Source organism: Pannonibacter sp. SL95 (genome assembly GCF_026672425.1).
GTDB lineage: Bacteria > Pseudomonadota > Alphaproteobacteria > Rhizobiales > Stappiaceae > Pannonibacter.
On sequence record NZ_JAPPRC010000005.1, the window covers coordinates 163166 to 182173 of the forward strand.

The following is a 19008-nucleotide window of genomic DNA, read 5'->3' on the forward strand; positions in this document are numbered from 1 at the left end:
CCATTCGCGCCGGAGCCAGGGTCCTGAGCCCGGTCAGCGCGTGCCCGGCTGCCGTCCGTCGTCGCGCAGCGCGATGTAGATGGCCGGGATCACCAGCACCGTCAGCAGCGTTGATGAGGCAAGCCCGAAAAGCAGGCTGATGGCGAGCCCCTGGAAGATCGGATCGGTCAGGATGACCGCTGCGCCGATCATGGCCGCCAGCGCGGTCAGCAGGATCGGCTTGAAGCGGATGGACCCTGCTTCCAGCAAGACATCGCGCAAGGGCCGGTCCGGGCTGCGGGCATGGCGGATGAAATCCACCAGCAGGATCGAGTTGCGGACGATGATCCCCGCCAGCGCGATGAAGCCGATCATCGAAGTGGCAGAGAACGGGGCGGCAAAGAGCCAGTGGCCGAGCAGAATGCCGATCAGCGTCAGCGGCACCGGCGTCAGGATCACCAGTGGCAGGGCGAAAGAGCGGAACTGCGCCACCACGAGGAAGTAGATCGCCAGCAACGCAACGGCAAAGGCGGCGCCCATGTCGCGGAAGGTGATGAAGGTCACCTCCCACTCGCCATCCCACAGCAGGACCGTCTGCGCGTCGCTGACCGGCTGGCCATGATAGGCAATGTCCGGCTTCGGCAAGGAAGACCAGTCGGCGCCTTCGATCGCATCCGCGACCGCGAGCATACCGTAGACCGGAGCCTCGAACGTGCCGGCCAGTTCTGCCGTCACGAGTTCGGCCGGGCGGCTGTTGTGGCGATAGATCAGATGCGAGGATGGCTCCTTCAGGAGATGCACCACATCACCGAGTTCAACGACACCGCGGTTGCCCGGCAGCGCGTTCGCAGGCACCGGTGTTGCCAGAAGGCGTTCCCCAAGCGTCCTGTCCGACTTCGGCAGGGCCAGCACGATCTGCAGGGGCGCCCTGCCCTCGCCGCGGTGGGAATAGCCCACCGGCGAAGTGCCAAGCAGTGTCTCGATGGCCGCAAACACATCGCGTTCGCTGACGCCGTGGAACTCGAGGTTGTCACTGTCGAGGGCGATGCGGATCCGTTCGGCCGGCTGGCCCTGGCTCAGATCAATATCGACGATGAAGGGCACGGTTCCCATCAGCTCGCCAATGCGACTGGCAACGGCACGCCGGGTGTCTGGATCAGGGCCATAGATTTCAGCCTGCAATGTCGCCAGCACCGGCGGACCGGGGGGAACCTCCACCACCTTCACGGAGGCACCGGCCGGCAGCGCCACCTGCGCCAGGCGCTGGCGGATGTCCAGCGCCACCGCATGGCTTTCGCGGACACGCTCGCCCTTCGGCTTCAGATTGACCTGCAAGTCTCCCTGCTCGGGCATGTCGCGCAGAAAATAATGGCGCACCAGTCCGTTGAAGTTGAAAGGCGCCGCCGTGCCGGCATGGGCCTGGACCGAGACGATTTCGGACAGGCCTTCAAGGCTCGCCACCAGACCGGACAACTGGCGTTCCGTCGTCTCCAGCGCAGTGCCCTCGGGCATGTCGAGGACGATCTGCAGTTCGGACTTGTTGTCGAACGGCAGCAGCTTGACCGTGACATCACGCGTATAGATCAGCACCGTGCTGGACAGCGTCGCGATGCCCACGATCAGGAGAAAACCCCAGGCACGGCCGCGACTGGCCAGAACAGGCCGCGCCACGCCGCGGAACAGGGCCCCCAAACGCCCGCCGCCGGCGGCTTCCTCATGCGTATGGCCCGCACTGCGGCCGGCGATGCGCAGCATCGCCCAAGGGGTCAGCACCACGGCGACGAAGAAGGAAAACAGCATCGCGGCCGAGGCAACGGCCGGGATCGGGCTCATGTAGGGGCCCATGAGGCCGGAGACGAACATCATCGGCAGCAGGGCGGCAACGACGGTGAGGGTGGCGACGATGGTGGGATTGCCGACCTCGGCAACCGCCGCGATGGCGGCTTGCGCGCGGCTGCGGCCGTCCTGCATGGACCAGTGACGGGCGATGTTCTCGATCACCACGATGGCATCATCCACCAGGATGCCGATGGCAAAAATCAGGGCGAAGAGGCTGACTCGATTGATGGTGTAGCCCATCATCTGGGCGGCAAACAGCGTCAGCAGGATCGTCGTCGGGATGACGATCAGCACGACGAGCCCGGCCTGCCAGCCGATTGCCAGCGCGACAAGGACAACAATGGACACCGTGGCCAGGGCCAGGTGAAACAGCAGCTCGTTGGCTTTCTCGTTGGCAGTCTCGCCGTAGTCGCGGGTGATCTGGACGTCGATCCCCTGCGGGATCATCCGGCCCTTCAGGTCATCAAGGTGGTGCAGCACTTCTTCCGAGATCAGGACAGCGTTGGCCCCTGCCCGCTTGGCAACCGCAATGGAAACCGCCGGAACCTTGGCAAAGCCGCCGCTTTCGGTCGCCTGATAGTGCCAGACGCGCCGCTCGGATCCACCGCCATCGACAACGATCGTCGCCACATCCTTGACATAGACGGGACGGCCGTCGCGGCTGGTCAGCAGGAGGGTGCCGATTTCGCCAATCCCGCCAAGGGTCTGTCCGGCAATGACCTGGACCGACCGGCCATCCTGGCGCACCGTGCCGGCAAGGAACGACCGGTTTGCCCCCTGCAGCTTGCCGACAAGCTGGTCGAGGGTGATGCCATAGCGCGACAGGGCTTCCGGGTCCGGCTCGATCCGGATCTGGCTGGGTCCGGTGCCGACCAGATAGGTCAGGCCGACATTGTCGAGCCGGGCCAGTTCGGTGCGCACTTCCTGCGCCAGGGCGTAGAGCGCTGCTGCGTCCCAGTTCGCCGCCACATCGGGTTGCGGCACAAGCGTGGCGACGACGATCGCCACATCATCGATGCCCCGTCCGACGACCAGAGGTTCGGGGATGCCAAGCGGGATGCGGTCGAGATTGGCGCGGATCTTTTCATGCACCCGAAGGATCGCATTGTCCGACGGAGTTCCGACCAGGAAGCGCGCGGTCACCATCACCCGGTCATCGAGCGTCTGGCTGTAGACATGCTCGACGCCGTCGATGGCCTTGACGATGGTCTCGAGCGGTTCAGTGACAAGCTTGACCGCATCCGGCGCCTTCAGGCCGTTCGCAGGCACCAGAATGTCGACCATCGGCACCGAGATCTGAGGTTCTTCCTCGCGCGGCAGCGTCGCCAGCGAGATGAGCCCGACCACGAGCGAGGCAAACAGCAGCAGCGGCGTCAACGGCGAGGCAATGAAGGCGGCCGTCAGCCGGCCCGAGAGCCCGAGGGCCGGTTCGCGCATCGGATCCTTCTGGCTCATGGCAGCACCACCACATCGCCGGCAGTGAGGCCGCTGAGAATCTCGACAAGCCGCAAGGCTCCGTTCTGGACCTCGCGCCCCCGTTGCACGACCACTTCGGTGGTCGTGCCGGCAGCGTTGCGCAGGGTCACATAGTCAAGACCGTTGCGCAGCCGCAAGGCCTCAGGCGGCAGCGCCAGAACCGGGCGGGTGCCCGTGCCGATCTCGACCGGAACCCGCTCGCCGACGAAGAAGTCTCCCAGCCCTTCGGCAGCCGCATTGGCAATGACACGGCCTTTCGCAAGCTCGGGGTAGACCTTGACGATCTGTCCCTCGCGCGCCGCATCGCCCGTCCTTGCCACGACCTTGACCGGATCGCCCGCGCGCGTGGTGGCAGCGTGGCGTTCAGGCAATTCGAGGCGCAAGAGGAAGCCATCCTCAGCGATCTCGGCCACCGGTTCTCCCGGCAGGATGACCGAGCCGATGGTGACCGGAACCGACAGGACGCGGCCGCTGGTGGCAGCGATCACGTCGCCTTCCCGCTCCTGCTGATCCAGAATGTCGCGCTCCGCCTCTGCCGCCTTCAGGGTCTCGCGCGCCACATCCAGCTGGGTTTCGAGCTGGTCGATGCGGGACTGTGAGATCGTGCCGCGGGCAAAGAGTTGCCGGGCCCGGTTGACCTCGCTTTCAATGTTTGCCGCTTCCGACGAGGTGGCCGCGATCCGGGCATTCAGCGCCTGCCGGCGCAGCGCCAGTTTCTCGTCCAGCACCCGGGCGATGCGGTCGCCCTCGCGCACGGCGCTGCCTTCATCGACGGTCAACTCGACGACGGTGCCAGCGTTGCGCGCCCGGGCAAGAACGCGGACCGAGGGTTCGACCGTGGCATAGACTGACTTCCAGTCGGTGATCTCGGTCAGTTCCAGCTTGAGATCGGCAGCGCTTGAGGGCGCAGCAAAGCCGCTCGCCAGCACAAGAAGGCCGGTCAGAAGCATGACAGGGCGGGCAGTTCGTGGCAGACGGAGGGACAGCGGGGTCAAGGGATGCGTCCTTACTTTCGATTTTTCGAAACTATACGCAAAACCTGCTGGCGGCGCCAGTGTGTAGTTCACACGATGCCCGCTCAGCCCCCGATCAGCAACCGGCAGAGCAGCGTTTTCACCGCCTGTCGCCCGCGCGCGGGAACAAAAAACCCTCCCAGGCTGGACCCGGGAGGGTGATCGTTTCGCCGCTTCTGGCCATTCCAGGCCGCGAACCCAGTCAGGTGCGGATGCCGCCGCGCGCCTTGCGCGTTGCCTCCAGCGCGCGCTGGACGAAGACATCGCGCTCATAAACGTCGTCGTAATAGGCGACCACGCCATTGTCCTGCGGCCAGGCGGTGAAATAGACCAGATACACCGGGATCCGCGCCGTTACCGGCTCGGAGTTGTTCTTGCCGCTGGCGATCTTCTCCGCGATATGGGCGGTGTTCGTGCCCAGCACGGCAGCTGCCATGGCGCGCGGATCGGACAGGCGCACGCAGCCGCTCGAATAGGCGCGCACATCCTTCTTGAACAGATGGCGCGACGGCGTGTCATGCATGTAGATCGCGTGCTTGTTGGGGAACAGGATCTTCAGTTCGCCAAGCGCGTTGTCATCGCCCGGGCGCTGGCGGACGTTGACGTTCATGCGCCCCTGCGCCACCGCAACCCAGTCCACATCGGCCGAAGCCAGCGGCTTGCCGGAAGCGGTCGTCACCTCAAAGCCGGCCCGGTCGAAATAGCCCGGATCCTTGGCCAGGATCTCCAGCTTCTGGTTCACCAGGATCGACCGCGGCACGCCCCAGAACGGGTTGTATTCCACCGTCTCGATCTGGTCATAGAACACGGACGTCTGGGTGCTCTTCGTGCCGATGACGGTGCGCATCGACAAGGGGGCCTTGCCCGGCTCGTAATAGACGGCGGTGAAGGACGGCTGGTTGATGAACACCCGGCGCGCGCCCAGATCCTGCGGCAGCCAGCGGATCTGCTCCAGCGCCAGCTCGGCCTTGGCGATCTTGGCCGACAGGCTGTCGCCGGTCAGGGCGCGGATGGTGCCGACACCGATCACGCCATCGGCATTGAGCCCGGCCTCGGCCTGATAGGCCTTGACCAGCGCGACCAGCTCGGGCGTGTAGGCCGGCGCGTCGGCATAGGTGCCAAGTGTCTCGATATGCGCGGCTTCCAGCGCCGGTGACGCCCTGTGGCGGATCGCCGAGACGACGTTCTTCAGCTCATCGCTCGACTGGCCCGGCTTGATCAGGGTGCCGGCGGCAATGGCAATCCGCGGCCCCTGGTCCTTGGCACTGCGCAAGCGCTGCAGCTCGGCGACCAGCGCCTGGAACTCTGCCGAACCGGGCTGATAGGCGGCAAGGGCTGCACCGGCATCGTTGCTGACGCCAAGTGCTGCCAGCACGCCGTCGAGCGCCACCTTCTGGCGCGGCAGGTCGTGATAGCCGGAAATCCGGTTCGGATCGATGCGGCCACGTCCGGCGTCCAGCACATAGGTGAGGACGGCGGCGGAGAGGCGCATTTCATAGGCAATCAGTTCTGCCCGTGCGGCGGCCTCGTCGAGACCGGCCACCACCGGCAGCGCGACCTCGTAATCGGCAGGATCAAGACCGTAGCGGCCTGCGTCCGCAAGCGCTGCAGACACGCTTTGTGCCTGTGCATTCGGCGCGCCATCGCGCACCCAGACGAAGCTAGCGGCATCGCGGTAATGCGCCTTGAGCGCAGCGCCGACTTCCGGCAGAGCCTTCAGTTTGAGCGCCCTCAGGTCAGGCCGGGCAAGATCAAACTCGGACAGGCTGGCCCCCGTGGACGCGCCCTGCCCCGAGGGTGCTGCGGCCGTCTGGACATCGGCGAGCCCAGCGAAGGACACCGGCTCCAGAGCATCGGCCTTGTAGGTGTAATATTTCGGACCGGTGACCTTGTTGGCGGAAATGGTTGCACGGTCGAGGGTCTGAGCCCGGCTGCGCCGGCGCCACAGGCTCAAGCCGCTGCTGCGGCTGATAATCCGGGTTGAACAGACGATCGAGGAAAGACTGCGCAGAGGCCGGTCCGGCCATCGCGGCCGAAAGGATCATAGCCCCGCTGAGGGCAAGGATTGCGGTCCGGCACCGGCTGGTGATGGCCCTGGACTGACGATGGGAACCCGGACAACGAACCGAACGCATGTTCTCAAAAACCTCTGATCAAATACCGCTCAACCGCCCCACCGTACGCCGGCGAAACGTATGCCAGGGCCGCGCCTGTCACGACCAGCGCCCCCGGCAACGCCGTTGCAGGCAGGCGGCCAACCGAAGACTAGCATTTTATCCCTGCAACTGCGACCGAAGGGTTAACGCAAAGAAACCTTTGCACGCAACCACGTCAGCGAAGGAACACCTGAGCGCGTCCGACCCTGACGATACGCCAACGCATCACCCGCTGGCCGTGACCACAGTCACGCACAAGATCAGCAGCCGACTGCGGCCAAACCATGTCGGCCGCAGCGCATGTGTTGCCCGAACCCCGCGGCCAGACGGACGGCAACTGGGCCGGCCGGCAACGGGTTGGCGCAATGGGGTCAGAACGGGATTTCGTCGTCCATCCCGCCGCCGAAGCCGCCGCCTGCACCGCCACCGGCACCTCCGCCAGAGCCACCGGAGCCGCCGCCATAGCCGCCCGAGGACCCACCGCCGTAACCGCCAGAGCCGCCGCCGTAGCCACCACCAGAGCCGCCAGAGGGGCCACTGTCATAACCGCCGGAAGAGCCGTAATCCGGCAGCGCACCGCCGCCCGCGCCACCTTCGCCACGGCCGTCCAGCATGGTCAGCGCGGCGTTGAAGCCCTGCAGGACGACTTCGGTCGAGAACCGCTCCTGGCCGCCCTGATCCTGCCACTTGCGCGTCTGCAGCTGGCCTTCGATATAGACCTTGGCGCCCTTGCGCAGATACTGCTCGGCGATCTTGCACAGGCCCTCGTTGAAGATGACGACGCGGTGCCATTCCGTCCGCTCGCGCCGCTCGCCAGAGGTACGGTCGCGCCAGGTTTCCGACGTCGCGATCCGCAGGTTGGCGATCGGCCGGCCATCCTGGGTCCGGCGAATTTCCGGATCAGCTCCCAGATTGCCCACCAGAATGACCTTGTTGACGCTTCCCGCCATGTTCCGGGCTCCTTTTCTTTCTCATGCTTTTTCGGGCAGCCTGCCGGCCCGACCTAATGCTCAAAACCTGCCGGCAGACCATGCCTGCCAACCCCAGATCCGCGCAGATGCCGGATGGGTGTGTCGGCGGACCCTACCGCCAATTCACTGACGCTGCATCCGCGCTTTGCCTTTTCCACAAAGCGCGGTGTTCGCTGCCACGCATTTTTTGGCGCGAAACACGCCGGTCAGGACTTGTTCTTTATTTGTTCCTGTTGTAGCAAAGGCGCAGGGTTGCTGCAACGGCAATTGAGTGCGGGTCTGGTCCAACCCGCAGCTGGCCGCGTAAGTGCCTGATGCGCCACAGTCGGGGGCTGCAGGCGGCGCTTTGGCAAACGTCTGAGCCAGCCCCGGGCTTAACGTCACCGCCGTTTGGCGGTTGAGGCAGCAGGTGCCTTGCGTATAACTGCAGAGACTTTTGCCCATCCGGGCCAGCCAGGATTGATCTGATGTCCGAGGACGCCAAGCCGAACTCCCTGTCCACCGTTGCGAAGGCCCTGCCGGCCGAGCGCGGCAAGTATCTGTCAATCCGTGGTGCACGTGAGCACAATCTCAAGAATGTCGATCTTGACCTGCCGCGCGACCGGCTGATCGTGATGACGGGTCTGTCCGGCTCGGGCAAATCCTCGCTCGCCTTCGACACGATCTATGCCGAAGGGCAGCGCCGCTATGTCGAAAGCCTGTCGGCTTACGCAAGGCAGTTCCTGGAAATGATGCAGAAGCCCGACGTCGACCAGATCGACGGGCTGTCGCCGGCCATTTCCATTGAACAGAAGACCACTTCGCGCAATCCGCGTTCGACGGTCGGCACGGTCACCGAGATCTATGACTACATGCGCCTGCTGTTCGCGCGCGTCGGTGTGCCGCATTCCCCGGCAACCGGCCTGCCGATCGAAAGCCAGACGATCAGCCAGATGGTCGACCGTGTGCTGGCGCTCGAGGAAGGCACCCGCCTGTACCTGCTGGCGCCGATCGTGCGCGGGCGCAAGGGCGAGTACAAGAAAGAACTCGCCGAGCTGATGAAGAAGGGCTTCCAGCGGGTCAAGATCAACGGCACGTTCCACGAGATCGCCGAGGCCCCGGCGCTCGACAAGAAATACAAGCATGATATCGACGTCGTCGTCGACCGGCTGGTCGTGCGCGCGGATATCGCCGGACGCCTCGCGGATTCCTTCGAGACCGCGCTGAAGCTGGCTGACGGCATTGCGATTGCCGAATTCGCGGACCGGCCTCTGCCGGAGACGCCGTCCGACAAGGATGCCGTGCTGCAGAACCGCAACGAAACGCATGAGCGGATCATCTTCTCGGAGAAATTCGCCTGCCCGGTGTCCGGGTTCACCATTCCCGAGATCGAGCCGCGGCTGTTCTCCTTCAACAACCCCTTCGGCGCCTGCCCCTCCTGCGATGGCCTCGGCACCACGCTCGCCTTCGAGGCGGAGCTGGTCGTGCCCGACGAAAGCCTGTCGCTGCGCGACGGGGCCGTGCTGCCCTGGGCGAAGACCGGGGCAACCTCGCCCTATTATGCGCAGACGCTGGAAGCCATCTGCCGCCAGTTCAAGGTGTCGATGGCAACGCCCTGGCGCGAGCTGCCGGAAAGCGTCCGCCATCTGATCCTGCATGGATCGGGCAAGGAAGAGATCGAGTTCGTCTATGACGACGGCGTGCGCAGCTACAAGGCGCGCAAGACCTTCGAAGGCGTGATCGGCAACATCGAACGGCGCTGGCGGGAAACGGATTCGGCCTGGGTGCGCGAGGAACTGACCCGTTTCCAGTCGAACCACCCCTGCCCGGCCTGCGGCGGCTACCGCCTCAAGCCGGAGGCCCTGGCCGTGAAGATCTCCGGACGCCACATCGGCCAGACCTCCGAACTCTCGATCCGCAATGCGGCCGACTGGTTCGAGACGCTGCCGGCCACCCTCAGCGACAAGCAGCAGGAGATCGCCGGCCGCATCCTCAAGGAGATCCGCGAGCGGCTGCGCTTCCTCAATGACGTGGGCCTTGAGTACCTGTCGCTGTCGCGCAATTCCGGCACATTGTCGGGCGGCGAAAGCCAGCGCATCCGCCTCGCCTCGCAGATCGGTTCGGGCCTGACCGGCGTGCTTTATGTTCTGGACGAGCCCTCGATCGGCCTGCACCAGCGTGACAACGCAAGGCTCCTCGACACGCTGCGCCACCTGCGCGACCTCGGCAACACCGTCATCGTCGTCGAGCATGACGAGGACGCGGTGCTGACGGCTGACTATGTCGTCGACGTCGGTCCCGGCGCCGGCGTGCATGGCGGCGAGATCGTCGCCATCGGCACGCCCGCTGAGATCATGGCCAATCCGGCCTCGCTGACCGGACAGTATCTGTCGGGCACACGCGGCATCCCGGTGCCGGCCGAGCGGCGCAAGATCAACAAGAAGCGCCAGATCAAGGTGATTGGCGCGCGCGGCAACAACCTGAAGAATGTCAGCGCCGACATTCCGCTTGGCACCTTCACCTGCATCACCGGCGTTTCGGGGGGCGGCAAGTCGACGTTCCTCATCGATACGCTGTTCCGCTCAGCTGCGCGCCGGCTGAATGGCGCACGCGAGAACCCTGCGCCGCATGACCGCATCGAGGGGCTGGAGCATCTCGACAAGGTGATCGACATCGATCAGTCGCCAATCGGACGCACGCCGCGCTCCAACCCGGCGACCTACACCGGTGCCTTCACGCCGATCCGCGAATGGTTTGCCTCCATGCCGGAGGCGAAGGCGCGCGGATATCAGCCGGGCCGCTTCTCCTTCAACGTCAAGGGTGGTCGCTGCGAGGCCTGCCAGGGCGACGGCGTCATCAAGATCGAGATGCACTTCCTGCCGGACGTGTATGTCACCTGCGACGTCTGCAAGGGCAAGCGCTACAATCGCGAGACGCTCGAGGTTCTGTTCAAGGGAAAGTCGATTGCCGATGTGCTGGACATGACCGTCGAGGAGGCTGCAGAGTTCTTTGCCGCCGTGCCGGCCGTGCGCGACAAGATGGAAACGCTGGCCCAGGTCGGCCTCGGCTATATCAAGGTCGGCCAGCAGGCCACCACCCTGTCCGGCGGCGAGGCGCAGCGCGTGAAGCTGGCCAAGGAGCTGGCACGCCGCTCCACCGGACGCACGCTCTATATCCTCGACGAGCCGACCACGGGTCTGCATTTCCATGATGTGGCCAAGCTCCTGGAGGTGCTGCACGAGCTGGTCGAGCAGGGCAACACGGTGCTGGTGATCGAGCACAATCTCGAGGTGATCAAGACCGCGGACTGGCTGATCGACTTCGGGCCGGAAGGCGGAGATGGCGGCGGCATGGTCGTGGCCACCGGACGGCCGGAAGACGTGGCCGCCACGCCGGCAAGCCACACCGGCCAGTTCCTGCGCGAACTGCTCGGCCGCCGGCCGCAGCTGCGCGCGCCGTCGGCGGCGGAATAGGCCAGACGGACGCTGCATTGCAGCATTCGTCGATTCGATCGATTGAATTGGGTCAGGAGCGGGGCAGAAGCATCTGTCCCGCTTTAATTTTTCGACTTGCGTGATTTGCATGCCAGTCATGCAGAGGCAGGACTTCTCGCACATGCGAACAAGGCGTAGATAAGGGTCATCGGAACGGCGCTGCACCGCACAACGGAAAGCTGGCAGCCACTCCAAAAGGTTCAAGGATCGGACAAATGATCAACACCGTCGTTCGCAAGTACAATTCGTGGGTCAACTACCGCCGCACCGTCGAGGAGCTGTCCCGCCTGTCCAACCGCGAGCTGAGCGATCTGGGCATCGGCCGCGGTGACATCGAGTTCATCGCCCGTCGCGCAAGCCGCTAAGCTTCAGACGGACTTCAGGAATCGCGATCCCGGGCTCTCCTCCTCCCAAGCCCCGGATCGTGTGAGACGGCGGGTTCTTCTCCTCCCAGCCCGCCCGACTAAACGACGCCTGCCGGTACCTCCTCCCACCGGCAGGCGTTCGTCATTTCAGCACCCGTTCTTCAGGCCGCCCCATCGATTCCGTGGGAGCGGCTTTTTGATTCCTGGCACCGACCTGTGTCCTCGATGCATGTCATCCGCCGCGGCGCGGTTCCGCCCTGATGCTGCCCTGCCTTCACCGCAAGCCCTAACCGGGTTTAACCACGCCCTGCGGAGATCGCAGGGCTGGCATGAGGAACTGTCTATGGAAGACGGGATCAAGATCGCCTATCTATCTCTCAACGAATTCAGGACGCCATCGCATCAACGACAGGCGACCTTCTTAAATCAACATAAGCAAGAAGAAAGGTAACATCATGCTTCACGACCTCGTTTCCAAGTATCGCTCCTGGAAGAAGTACCGCGAGACCTATGATGAGCTCGCCCGTATGTCCTCCCGCGAGCTGAACGACATCGGCATCTCCCGTGCCGACATCGGGTCAGTTGCGCGTCAGGCGATGCGCTGAGGACTGACTGCGGGTCGGTGGCGCTGCTCAAGCGATGCGCCCCACCCGTCTGACCGGGCACAACGCCCGTTGCTGCTCTGCAGCATTGACAGGGCAGGCATGCAGAATTGTGCATGGCGCACCGGTCTCAGACGAATTATCTAGAACTCAACACGGGCGGCGAACACGCCGCCCCGTTTTTCGGACCAAAGGACTCCTCCTCCCACCTGCGGTCCGGCTTCGACCGATCCACCTCCTCCCGGATCGGCCATCGAAAGAGCGCTCGCCGAATCCTCCTCCCATCGGCGAGCGCTTTTCGATTCTTGAAGCCCCTTCCGATCATTCCATCCGCAAACCATCGTGCTGCATCACAGTGCCGGACGGGCCGCGAACCAGGCGTCCAGTGGCTGGATGACGGGCTGCGCGCCATTGGCCTTTGGCCAGCTGTCGACCGCATAGTCTGCTCCGCCGCGCTGTCTCAGGACAGCGGTTGCATGCGGATATCGGCCATCGATGAGAAAGCCGCGCGCCACGGGCGATCCGACCCTGTGGTGCTTCAGGTAGCCGCGCTTTTCCGCCAGCAGCAGCAGGCTGGTTGTGTTGGTCGCCTCGTCAATGCAGTCCATCTGGCCGGGGACGCCGGCCCCACTGGTGTCAAAGCCGGCGCGGTCATTGGCAGAACCGACCTCGGCGGCGACCCGCGTTTCCATCCAGGCGACCGCCCGGGCGACTGCTGCGCGCTCAGAAGCAGGGCTAGCCCTGCCTTCGCGCAGGATTGCAGCCAGCCGCCGCAGATCACGCGACCCGAGCTGAACCGGCGTCTTGCGGGCGCAACCGAAGGCATGACAGATGTAGAGCCGGTCGTCTCTGGGCTGGAGACCGTTCTGGCTGTCGTACCAGCCATTCGATGACGTGGTGGACTGGGCAGCGCAGCCGGACAGCACGGCCGCGAGGGCCACGACACAGGACAGTGGCCGCAGTGACGCCGAACGCGTGCGCCAGGACCGGCCATCTGACTGTTCTGAAGGGTCCCCGATCATCCCGCCGCTCCGTCTTGCCGTAAGGAGAGAATATGGCGTCCATTGCATCGCGGCTATTGAAACGATATCAGGCGGACACATGTTTTTGCGTGCCTGAGGGATCCCGTCCGCGACCAAGCGCTGGCCATCCACAGCGCGCCACGCTGATCAAGAAGGCAGACACCCATGACGAAACCCGTTCACGTGATCGGCGGCGGTCTCGCCGGTTCGGAGGCCACCTGGCAGCTGGCAAAGGCCGGCATTCCGGTTGTGCTGCATGAGATGCGCCCGGTGCGCGGCACTGACGCGCACAAGGGCGACGGGCTGGCCGAACTGGTCTGCTCGAACTCGTTCCGCTCGGATGATGCCGATTACAACGCCGTCGGATTGCTGCATGCGGAGCTGCGCAGAGCCGGTTCGCTGATCATGCAGGCCGCCGATGCGCATCAGGTGCCGGCCGGCAGCGCGCTGGCCGTGGACCGCGACGGGTTCTCCGACGCGGTAACCCGCACGCTAGCCGCCCATCCGCTGGTGACGCTGGCCCGTGAGGAGCTTACCGACCTGCCGCCGGAGGACTGGGACAGCGTCATCATCGCCACCGGCCCCCTCACCTCGCCGGCCCTGTCGGAGGCAATCCTGAAGCGCACGGGCGAGGATTCGCTGGCCTTCTTCGACGCCATCGCACCGATCGTGCATTTCGATTCGATCAATCTCGACGTCGCCTGGTTCCAGTCGCGCTATGACAAGGTTGGACCGGGCGGCACCGGCAAGGACTACATCAACTGCCCGATGGACAAGGCGCAGTATGATGCGTTCATCGATGCGCTGATTGCCGGCGACAAGACCGACTTCAAGGAATGGGAGGCCAACACGCCCTATTTCGACGGCTGCCTGCCGATCGAGGTGATGGCGGAGCGCGGCCGCGAGACGCTGCGGCACGGCCCGATGAAGCCGATGGGGCTGACGAATGCGCATAACCCGACCGTGAAGGCCTACGCGGTGGTGCAGCTGCGCCAGGACAACGCGCTCGGCACGCTTTACAACATGGTCGGCTTCCAGACGAAGCTGAAGTACGGCGCGCAGGCGGAGGTCTTCAAGATGATCCCCGGGCTCGAGGACGCCGTCTTTGCGCGGCTCGGCGGGCTGCATCGCAACACGTTCCTGAACTCGCCGAAGCTGCTCGACGGCAGCCTACGGCTGAAGGCCGAACCGCGGCTGCGTTTCGCCGGCCAGATCACCGGCTGCGAAGGCTATGTGGAATCGGCCTCGGTCGGCTGCATGGCAGGCCTTTTTGCCGCGCGCGAGCGTCTGGGGCTCGATGTCACGGCGCCGCCCGCCACCACCGCGATGGGCGCACTGCTTGGCCATATCACCGGCGGCCATATTGCCCGCGACGATGAAGAAGGTCCGCGCTCGTTCCAGCCGATGAACGTGAATTTCGGGCTGTTTCCGCCGACCGACGCGCCGGTCAAGGGCGAGGACGGCAAGCGCCTGCGCGGGGCCGACAAGGCCAAGGCGCGCAAGCTGGCGATGACCCAGCGCGCCCGCGAGCATTTTGACGCGTGGATTGCCGCCAATCGCCTCACTCAGGACTGAGCCACGCCTGAGGCGTCAGCGCGCCGGGCGGGAGGGCTTCATCGCCTTGCGCGCGGCGCGCCAGATGATCCACTGACGGCGCAGCTGCGACAGCTCCGCCCGGTCGCGGAAGGGATTGAAGCCTTTGCGCGCCATGACCTTCAGGAACGGCTCGACGAGACAGACGGGCAGGAAGGCGCTGGCAACCTCGGGCCGCACGCAGGACACGAGATCCCGCGTCCGCTCCAGATGATGCCGCGCATGGGCGCGCATCTCGGCAAGGGCCGCGCCGAGTTCCACGGTCATTTCGCCGCGAAACATCGTCTCGCGGTCAACGCCATGGCGATCCAGCACATCCGCCGGCATGTAGCACTGCCGCCGGGCGGCGTGCCAGGGCAAGGCCCGCATCAGGCCGGTGAGGCCATAGGCAACGCCCGCATGACCGGCTGTGTCGCAGGTGCCCGGTTCCGTGCCGCCGGCCAGAACGATGGAGCCGAGCTGCATCAGCGCCGAGGAGGTCTCGCCGGCATAGCCCTCAAGGTCGAGCAGCGTCGGCATCGGATCGTCATAGAGATCGAAAACCCGCGCATCGATCAGCGCAATCAGCGCCGCCACCGGCAGATTGTAGCGCTTGATCGTTTCGGCCAGCGCAGCCGCGACCGGATTGGCCGAGGCCGCGCCATGTTCGGTACCGGTGAGGAAATCGCGCCACCACTGCAGCCGCACTTCCCCGGGCAGCGGATCATTGACCACGTCGCGAACCCTGGCGATCTCAATGTTGAAGGCATAGAGCGCGAGCAGACCGCCGCGGTGTTCGGCTGGAGCGAACAGTGCGGTGAGGTAGCGGTCGATGTCGTGGTCACGGACCAGCGTCTGGACGTGAGCGAAGGGATCGGACATGCCGCTACTCGACTGCAAGGAAGGCCGCGGCAACGGCGCGGTCTTCGGACAGCATGACATTGAAGGTCCGCACGGCCGCCCCGGTCGACATGGGATCAGCGAGGATTCCGGCCTCGCGGAAGGCAGCCTTCCAGTCCGGCTTCAAGGGGCGCAGGTCCACACCGGTGCCAACCAGCAGCACCTCGATCTCACCGGCCTGTTCCAGAACGCGGGCGAAGCTGTCCAGCGAGAGCTCGCCGAAGTCTGCCACCGGCCAGCCGTGAATGCCCGAGGGCAGACACAGGATCGAGCCGAAATGAGACATGCCCGCAAAACGGAACCCGCCGCCGCCATAAGCGTCGACGGGTGCCCGTCCGGGGAAATGCGCCTTGCGAATTTCCATCGGTCGTCCTGTGTTATCGATGCCGCGCCAGATCGCCGTCCGAGCCGGTCAGGCCGCGGGAGCGGCGTCCGTGCGGGCAGCCTTTTCGCCGTCCTTGTCACTGCCCCCCTGCCGCAGGCCGAACAGGATGAGAAATGGCGCGGCCAGGAAGATTGACGAGTAGGTGCCGATCAAAATGCCGAAGATCATGGCGAGCGTGAACGACTGAATGACCTCGCCACCGAAGGCATACAGCGCAACGAGGGCGAGAAGGGTCGTCACGGACGTCATGGTGGTGCGCGTCAGGGTCTCGTTGATCGACAGATCAAGCAGATCCGGAAGAGCCATCTTTTTGTATTTTCTGAGGTTCTCTCGAATTCTGTCGTAGACGACGACCGTATCGTTCAGCGAGTAGCCGATGATCGTCAGCACGGCCGCGATGCTCGACAGGGAAAAGTCGAGCTGCAGGATCACGAAAAGGCCGACCGTGACGAGCACGTCGTTGACGGTCGTCAGGATCGCGCCAACGGCGAACTGCCATTCGAAGCGGATCCAGACATAGATCATGATGCCGACGAGCGCGACCAGGATGGCGATGGACGCGGCTGCCGCAAGCTCACCGGAGACGCTGGGGCCGACGATTTCAACACGGCGGATTTCAGCGGTCTGCTCGAACATCTGACGGATCTGGTTGACGGCCGCCTGCTGGCTCTGCTCGCCGCCGTCCTGCTGTTCGATGCGAACCAGCACTTCGTCAGGCTGTCCGAATTGCTGGACCTGAACAGCACCGACATCCAGCGCCCCCAGCTGGGCGCGGATTGCGCCAACATCGGCCGGGCCCTGGGTCTTCATCTCGATGATCGTGCCGCCCTTGAAGTCGATGCCATAGTTGAGGCCAACGTAGGAGAACAGGAACAGCGAGATTGCAGCGATGATGAGCGCAGCAGGAAAGCTGAACGTCCGGAACCGCATGAACCGGATCTTGGTGTTGTCTGGGACAAGCCGCAGGAGCTTCATAATGTGGGATCCGGTTCAGATGTTGATGGTGGTTGGTCGCGCGCGGCGGATCCAGATCGACACGATGAAACGTGTAACGGTGTAGGCCGTAAACATCGTGGTGAAGATCCCGAGCGCCAGCGTGACGGCGAAGCCACGCACCGGACCCGACCCGAGCTGGAACAACACAACGGCCGCGATCAGCGTGGTAATGTTGGAGTCCAGAATGGTTGCAAAGGCCCGGCTGAAGCCAGCCTCGATGGCCGAAATCACTGACCGGCCATTGCGCAGTTCCTCGCGGATGCGCTCATAGATCAGCACGTTCGCATCGACAGCCATGCCGATGGTCAGCACGATGCCGGCAATGCCTGGCAAGGTCAGGGTCGCCTGAAGCAGCGTGAGGGCCGCAAAGATCAGGATGATGTTCACCATCAGGGCGATGTCGGCATAAACGCCCAGCCGGCCATAGGCCAGAATCATGAAGACCACGACCAGGGCACCGCCGATCAGAGAGGCCGTCTGTCCGGCGTCGATGGAGTCCTGACCAAGGCCGGGGCCGATGGCGCGTTCCTCGATCACGGTCAGCTTGGCCGGAAGCGCGCCGGCGCGCAGCAGCACGGCAAGGTCATTGGCGCTCTGGACCGAGAAATTGCCGGAGATCTGACCCGAGCCGCCGGTGATCGGTTCATTGATGCGCGGGGCTGAAATGACCTCGTTGTCGAGCACGATGGCGAAAGGCCGGCCGACGTTCTGTGTCGTCACCGTCGCGAACTTGCGGGCGCCGGCGGTGTTGAGGCGGAAGCTGACGACCGGCTCGTTCGTCTGCGGATTGAACGAAACCTGGGCGTCGACGAGATCCTCGCCGCTCATCAGCGGCACTTCCTCGACGAGATAAGGGATCGTCGGCTCATCAACAGAGTTGAGCACGATGGTACCAACCGGCGGACGGCTCTGCAGCGCCTGGTCGGCAGACATGGTGACGTCGACAAGGTGGAAGGTCAGCTGAGCGGTCTGTCCGACAAGCGCCTTGAGACGCTCCGGATCCTGTTCGCCGGGCGCTTCGACAAGGATCCGGCTGGAGCCCTGGCGCTGGATGTTCGGTTCGGTCGTGCCGATTTCGTCGACGCGGCGGCGGATCACCTCGATCGACTGTTGCACGATCGAGGCCATGCGCTGCTGCAGGCCCTGTTCAGTAAAGGCATAGCGGATCAGACCATCGCTGCCGACGGTCATCTCGAATTCGTTGACGGCCTGTCCGGAAAACAGGGAGCCGGCCAGCGGATTGACCAGCGGCGCAAGACGGGTGCGGGCTTCCTCGAGCTTTTCGGCATCGCGGATGCGGACCTGTACCGTTTCGCCCTGCACGGCAAGACCGGTGTAGCCGATGCGCGGCTCCTTGCGCAGCTCGTTGCGGATCTCGCCGGTCAGCGTCGCCAGGCTCTTGTCGATGTAGTCGCGCTCGTCGACTTCATAAAGAAGATAGGCACCACCCTGCAGGTCCAGCCCCAGCACGATCTGCTTCTGTGGCAGCCAGGACGGCCAGCTCTTGAGCGTTTCGGCGGACATGAAATTCGGCAGGATCGACACGATCCCTCCGAGGATCACTGCGAAGATCAGCGCGATCTTCCAGCGGGCAAAATACAGCATGAGTGGATGGCCTGTGTTGGCTGTGCCCCACGTTGCCGGGGGCATGTGACCGTTCGGTTCGCGTTCTTGCCGAAGGCGGGCGCTCCGGACGCGGCAGCCGCGTCCGGACACCGGTCCGGATTATTCGCCGTCCTTGACCGGCTCGGACTTGGAACGCACTTCCGCAACCATGGCGCGGACGAGACGGGCCTTGACGCCCTCGGCCAGTTCCACCTGGATCTCGGTGTCGTCAACGACCTTGGAGACCTTGGCGATCAGACCGCCGGAGGTGACCACCACGTCGCCGCGGCGCAGGTTCGCAACCATTTCCTTGTGGGCTTTCATCCGCTTCTGCTGCGGGCGAATGATGAGGAAATACATGATCACGAAGATCAGGATGAACGGGGCGAACTGCAGCAGGGCGCTCGGATCGGACATCGAGCCGGTCTGGGCGTAGGCGGGAGTGATGAACATCAAGGTCTCCTCAGGAGATGGGCGTGGTGGCTGTCCGGCATCTGCCGAACCAGGATGTGCCGCCACAAACAGGTGGCGCGGACTATAACCACGGGCCCTTGCATTTCAAGTCACACGGCGGATTTCGGCGTACCGATCCGGGCAAAACCGGCATTTCGGCCCGATCTTCCGCATGTTAAGCCTGAGGCAAGCCCATTTGGT

Annotated in this window: 14 protein-coding genes; 4 read left to right on the plus strand and 10 right to left on the minus strand. The window is 64.4% G+C overall.

Going from position 1 to position 19008, the window contains the following annotated elements; genetic code table 11:
- Positions 1 to 33: 33 nt before the first annotated feature.
- The 4 genes from OVA12_RS15815 to OVA12_RS15830 form a co-directional block, all read right to left on the minus strand.
- On the minus strand, positions 34 to 3273 hold the full coding sequence (locus tag OVA12_RS15815; protein ID WP_268138989.1) for an efflux RND transporter permease subunit: 3240 nt from the start codon (positions 3271 to 3273) through the stop codon (positions 34 to 36).
- Positions 3270 to 4289 (minus strand): efflux RND transporter periplasmic adaptor subunit, encoded by a 1020-nt coding sequence (locus OVA12_RS15820; protein ID WP_268138991.1) that lies wholly within the window; start codon positions 4287 to 4289, stop codon positions 3270 to 3272. Before OVA12_RS15820 ends, OVA12_RS15815 begins: the two co-directional genes overlap by 4 nt.
- Positions 4290 to 4509: 220 nt before the next feature.
- The gene (locus OVA12_RS15825; protein ID WP_268138993.1) at positions 4510 to 6261 is read right to left on the minus strand and encodes a L,D-transpeptidase family protein; all 1752 of its coding nucleotides are present in this window, start codon (positions 6259 to 6261) and stop codon (positions 4510 to 4512) included.
- A 573-nt stretch (positions 6262 to 6834) separates the two neighbouring features.
- On the minus strand, positions 6835 to 7413 hold the full coding sequence (locus tag OVA12_RS15830; protein WP_268138995.1) for a single-stranded DNA-binding protein: 579 nt from the start codon (positions 7411 to 7413) through the stop codon (positions 6835 to 6837).
- Positions 7414 to 7901: 488 nt separating this feature from the next.
- Here OVA12_RS15830 and uvrA point away from each other — a divergent pair, with 488 nt between their 5' ends.
- The 3 genes from uvrA (at position 7902) to OVA12_RS15845 (ending at position 11877) form a co-directional block, all read left to right on the plus strand.
- Positions 7902 to 10886: an excinuclease ABC subunit UvrA gene (gene uvrA, locus OVA12_RS15835; protein ID WP_268138997.1), complete on the plus strand. Its 2985-nt coding sequence runs from the start codon at positions 7902 to 7904 to the stop codon at positions 10884 to 10886.
- A 236-nt stretch (positions 10887 to 11122) separates the two neighbouring features.
- Complete coding sequence (locus OVA12_RS15840; RefSeq protein ID WP_268138999.1) at positions 11123 to 11272, plus strand: DUF1127 domain-containing protein; 150 nt, start codon at positions 11123 to 11125, stop codon at positions 11270 to 11272.
- A gap of 455 nt (positions 11273 to 11727) precedes the next feature.
- Positions 11728 to 11877 (plus strand): DUF1127 domain-containing protein, encoded by a 150-nt coding sequence (locus OVA12_RS15845; RefSeq protein WP_268139001.1) that lies wholly within the window; start codon positions 11728 to 11730, stop codon positions 11875 to 11877.
- 347 nt (positions 11878 to 12224) lie between these two features.
- Here the strand turns inward: OVA12_RS15845 and OVA12_RS15850 are convergent, their stop codons facing one another.
- Positions 12225 to 12896, minus strand: coding sequence for a hypothetical protein (locus OVA12_RS15850; RefSeq protein WP_268139003.1), 672 nt, complete (start codon positions 12894 to 12896; stop codon positions 12225 to 12227).
- A gap of 165 nt (positions 12897 to 13061) precedes the next feature.
- Between OVA12_RS15850 and trmFO the strand changes: the two genes are divergently transcribed.
- Positions 13062 to 14471: a methylenetetrahydrofolate--tRNA-(uracil(54)-C(5))-methyltransferase (FADH(2)-oxidizing) TrmFO gene (gene trmFO / locus OVA12_RS15855; RefSeq protein ID WP_268139005.1), complete on the plus strand. Its 1410-nt coding sequence runs from the start codon at positions 13062 to 13064 to the stop codon at positions 14469 to 14471.
- A 15-nt stretch (positions 14472 to 14486) separates the two neighbouring features.
- Here trmFO and OVA12_RS15860 read toward each other — a convergent pair whose 3' ends face one another.
- The 5 genes from OVA12_RS15860 to yajC all read right to left on the minus strand — a co-directional run bounded on the left by OVA12_RS15860 (position 14487) and on the right by yajC (position 18807).
- A complete protein-coding gene (locus tag OVA12_RS15860; RefSeq protein WP_268139007.1) occupies positions 14487 to 15350 on the minus strand; it encodes a phytoene/squalene synthase family protein in 864 nt (287 codons plus the stop codon).
- Positions 15351 to 15354: 4 nt separating this feature from the next.
- Positions 15355 to 15732 carry an Mth938-like domain-containing protein gene (locus tag OVA12_RS15865; protein ID WP_268139009.1) on the minus strand — a complete coding sequence of 126 codons (378 nt, stop codon included), beginning with the start codon at positions 15730 to 15732 and terminating at the stop codon, positions 15355 to 15357.
- 48 nt (positions 15733 to 15780) lie between these two features.
- A complete protein-coding gene (secF, locus tag OVA12_RS15870) occupies positions 15781 to 16728 on the minus strand; it encodes a protein translocase subunit SecF (protein ID WP_268139011.1) in 948 nt (315 codons plus the stop codon).
- A gap of 15 nt (positions 16729 to 16743) precedes the next feature.
- Positions 16744 to 18354: a protein translocase subunit SecD gene (gene secD / locus OVA12_RS15875; protein ID WP_268139013.1), complete on the minus strand. Its 1611-nt coding sequence runs from the start codon at positions 18352 to 18354 to the stop codon at positions 16744 to 16746.
- 120 nt (positions 18355 to 18474) lie between these two features.
- Positions 18475 to 18807, minus strand: a complete 333-nt coding sequence (yajC, locus tag OVA12_RS15880; protein ID WP_268139015.1) for a preprotein translocase subunit YajC — start codon at positions 18805 to 18807, stop codon at positions 18475 to 18477.
- Positions 18808 to 19008: the final 201 nt, after the last annotated feature.

Coding starts and splice junctions, on each gene's coding strand:
- OVA12_RS15815 (WP_268138989.1), bottom strand. CDS start 3,273: ATGAGCCAGAAGGATCCGATGCGCGAACCGGCCCTCGGGCTCTCGGGC.
- OVA12_RS15830 (WP_268138995.1), bottom strand. CDS start 7,413: ATGGCGGGAAGCGTCAACAAGGTCATTCTGGTGGGCAATCTGGGAGCT.
- uvrA (WP_268138997.1), top strand. CDS start 7,902: ATGTCCGAGGACGCCAAGCCGAACTCCCTGTCCACCGTTGCGAAGGCC.
- OVA12_RS15840 (WP_268138999.1), top strand. CDS start 11,123: ATGATCAACACCGTCGTTCGCAAGTACAATTCGTGGGTCAACTACCGC.
- OVA12_RS15845 (WP_268139001.1), top strand. CDS start 11,728: ATGCTTCACGACCTCGTTTCCAAGTATCGCTCCTGGAAGAAGTACCGC.
- OVA12_RS15850 (WP_268139003.1), bottom strand. CDS start 12,896: ATGATCGGGGACCCTTCAGAACAGTCAGATGGCCGGTCCTGGCGCACG.
- trmFO (WP_268139005.1), top strand. CDS start 13,062: ATGACGAAACCCGTTCACGTGATCGGCGGCGGTCTCGCCGGTTCGGAG.
- OVA12_RS15860 (WP_268139007.1), bottom strand. CDS start 15,350: ATGTCCGATCCCTTCGCTCACGTCCAGACGCTGGTCCGTGACCACGAC.
- OVA12_RS15865 (WP_268139009.1), bottom strand. CDS start 15,732: ATGGAAATTCGCAAGGCGCATTTCCCCGGACGGGCACCCGTCGACGCT.
- secF (WP_268139011.1), bottom strand. CDS start 16,728: ATGAAGCTCCTGCGGCTTGTCCCAGACAACACCAAGATCCGGTTCATG.
- secD (WP_268139013.1), bottom strand. CDS start 18,354: ATGCTGTATTTTGCCCGCTGGAAGATCGCGCTGATCTTCGCAGTGATC.
- yajC (WP_268139015.1), bottom strand. CDS start 18,807: ATGTTCATCACTCCCGCCTACGCCCAGACCGGCTCGATGTCCGATCCG.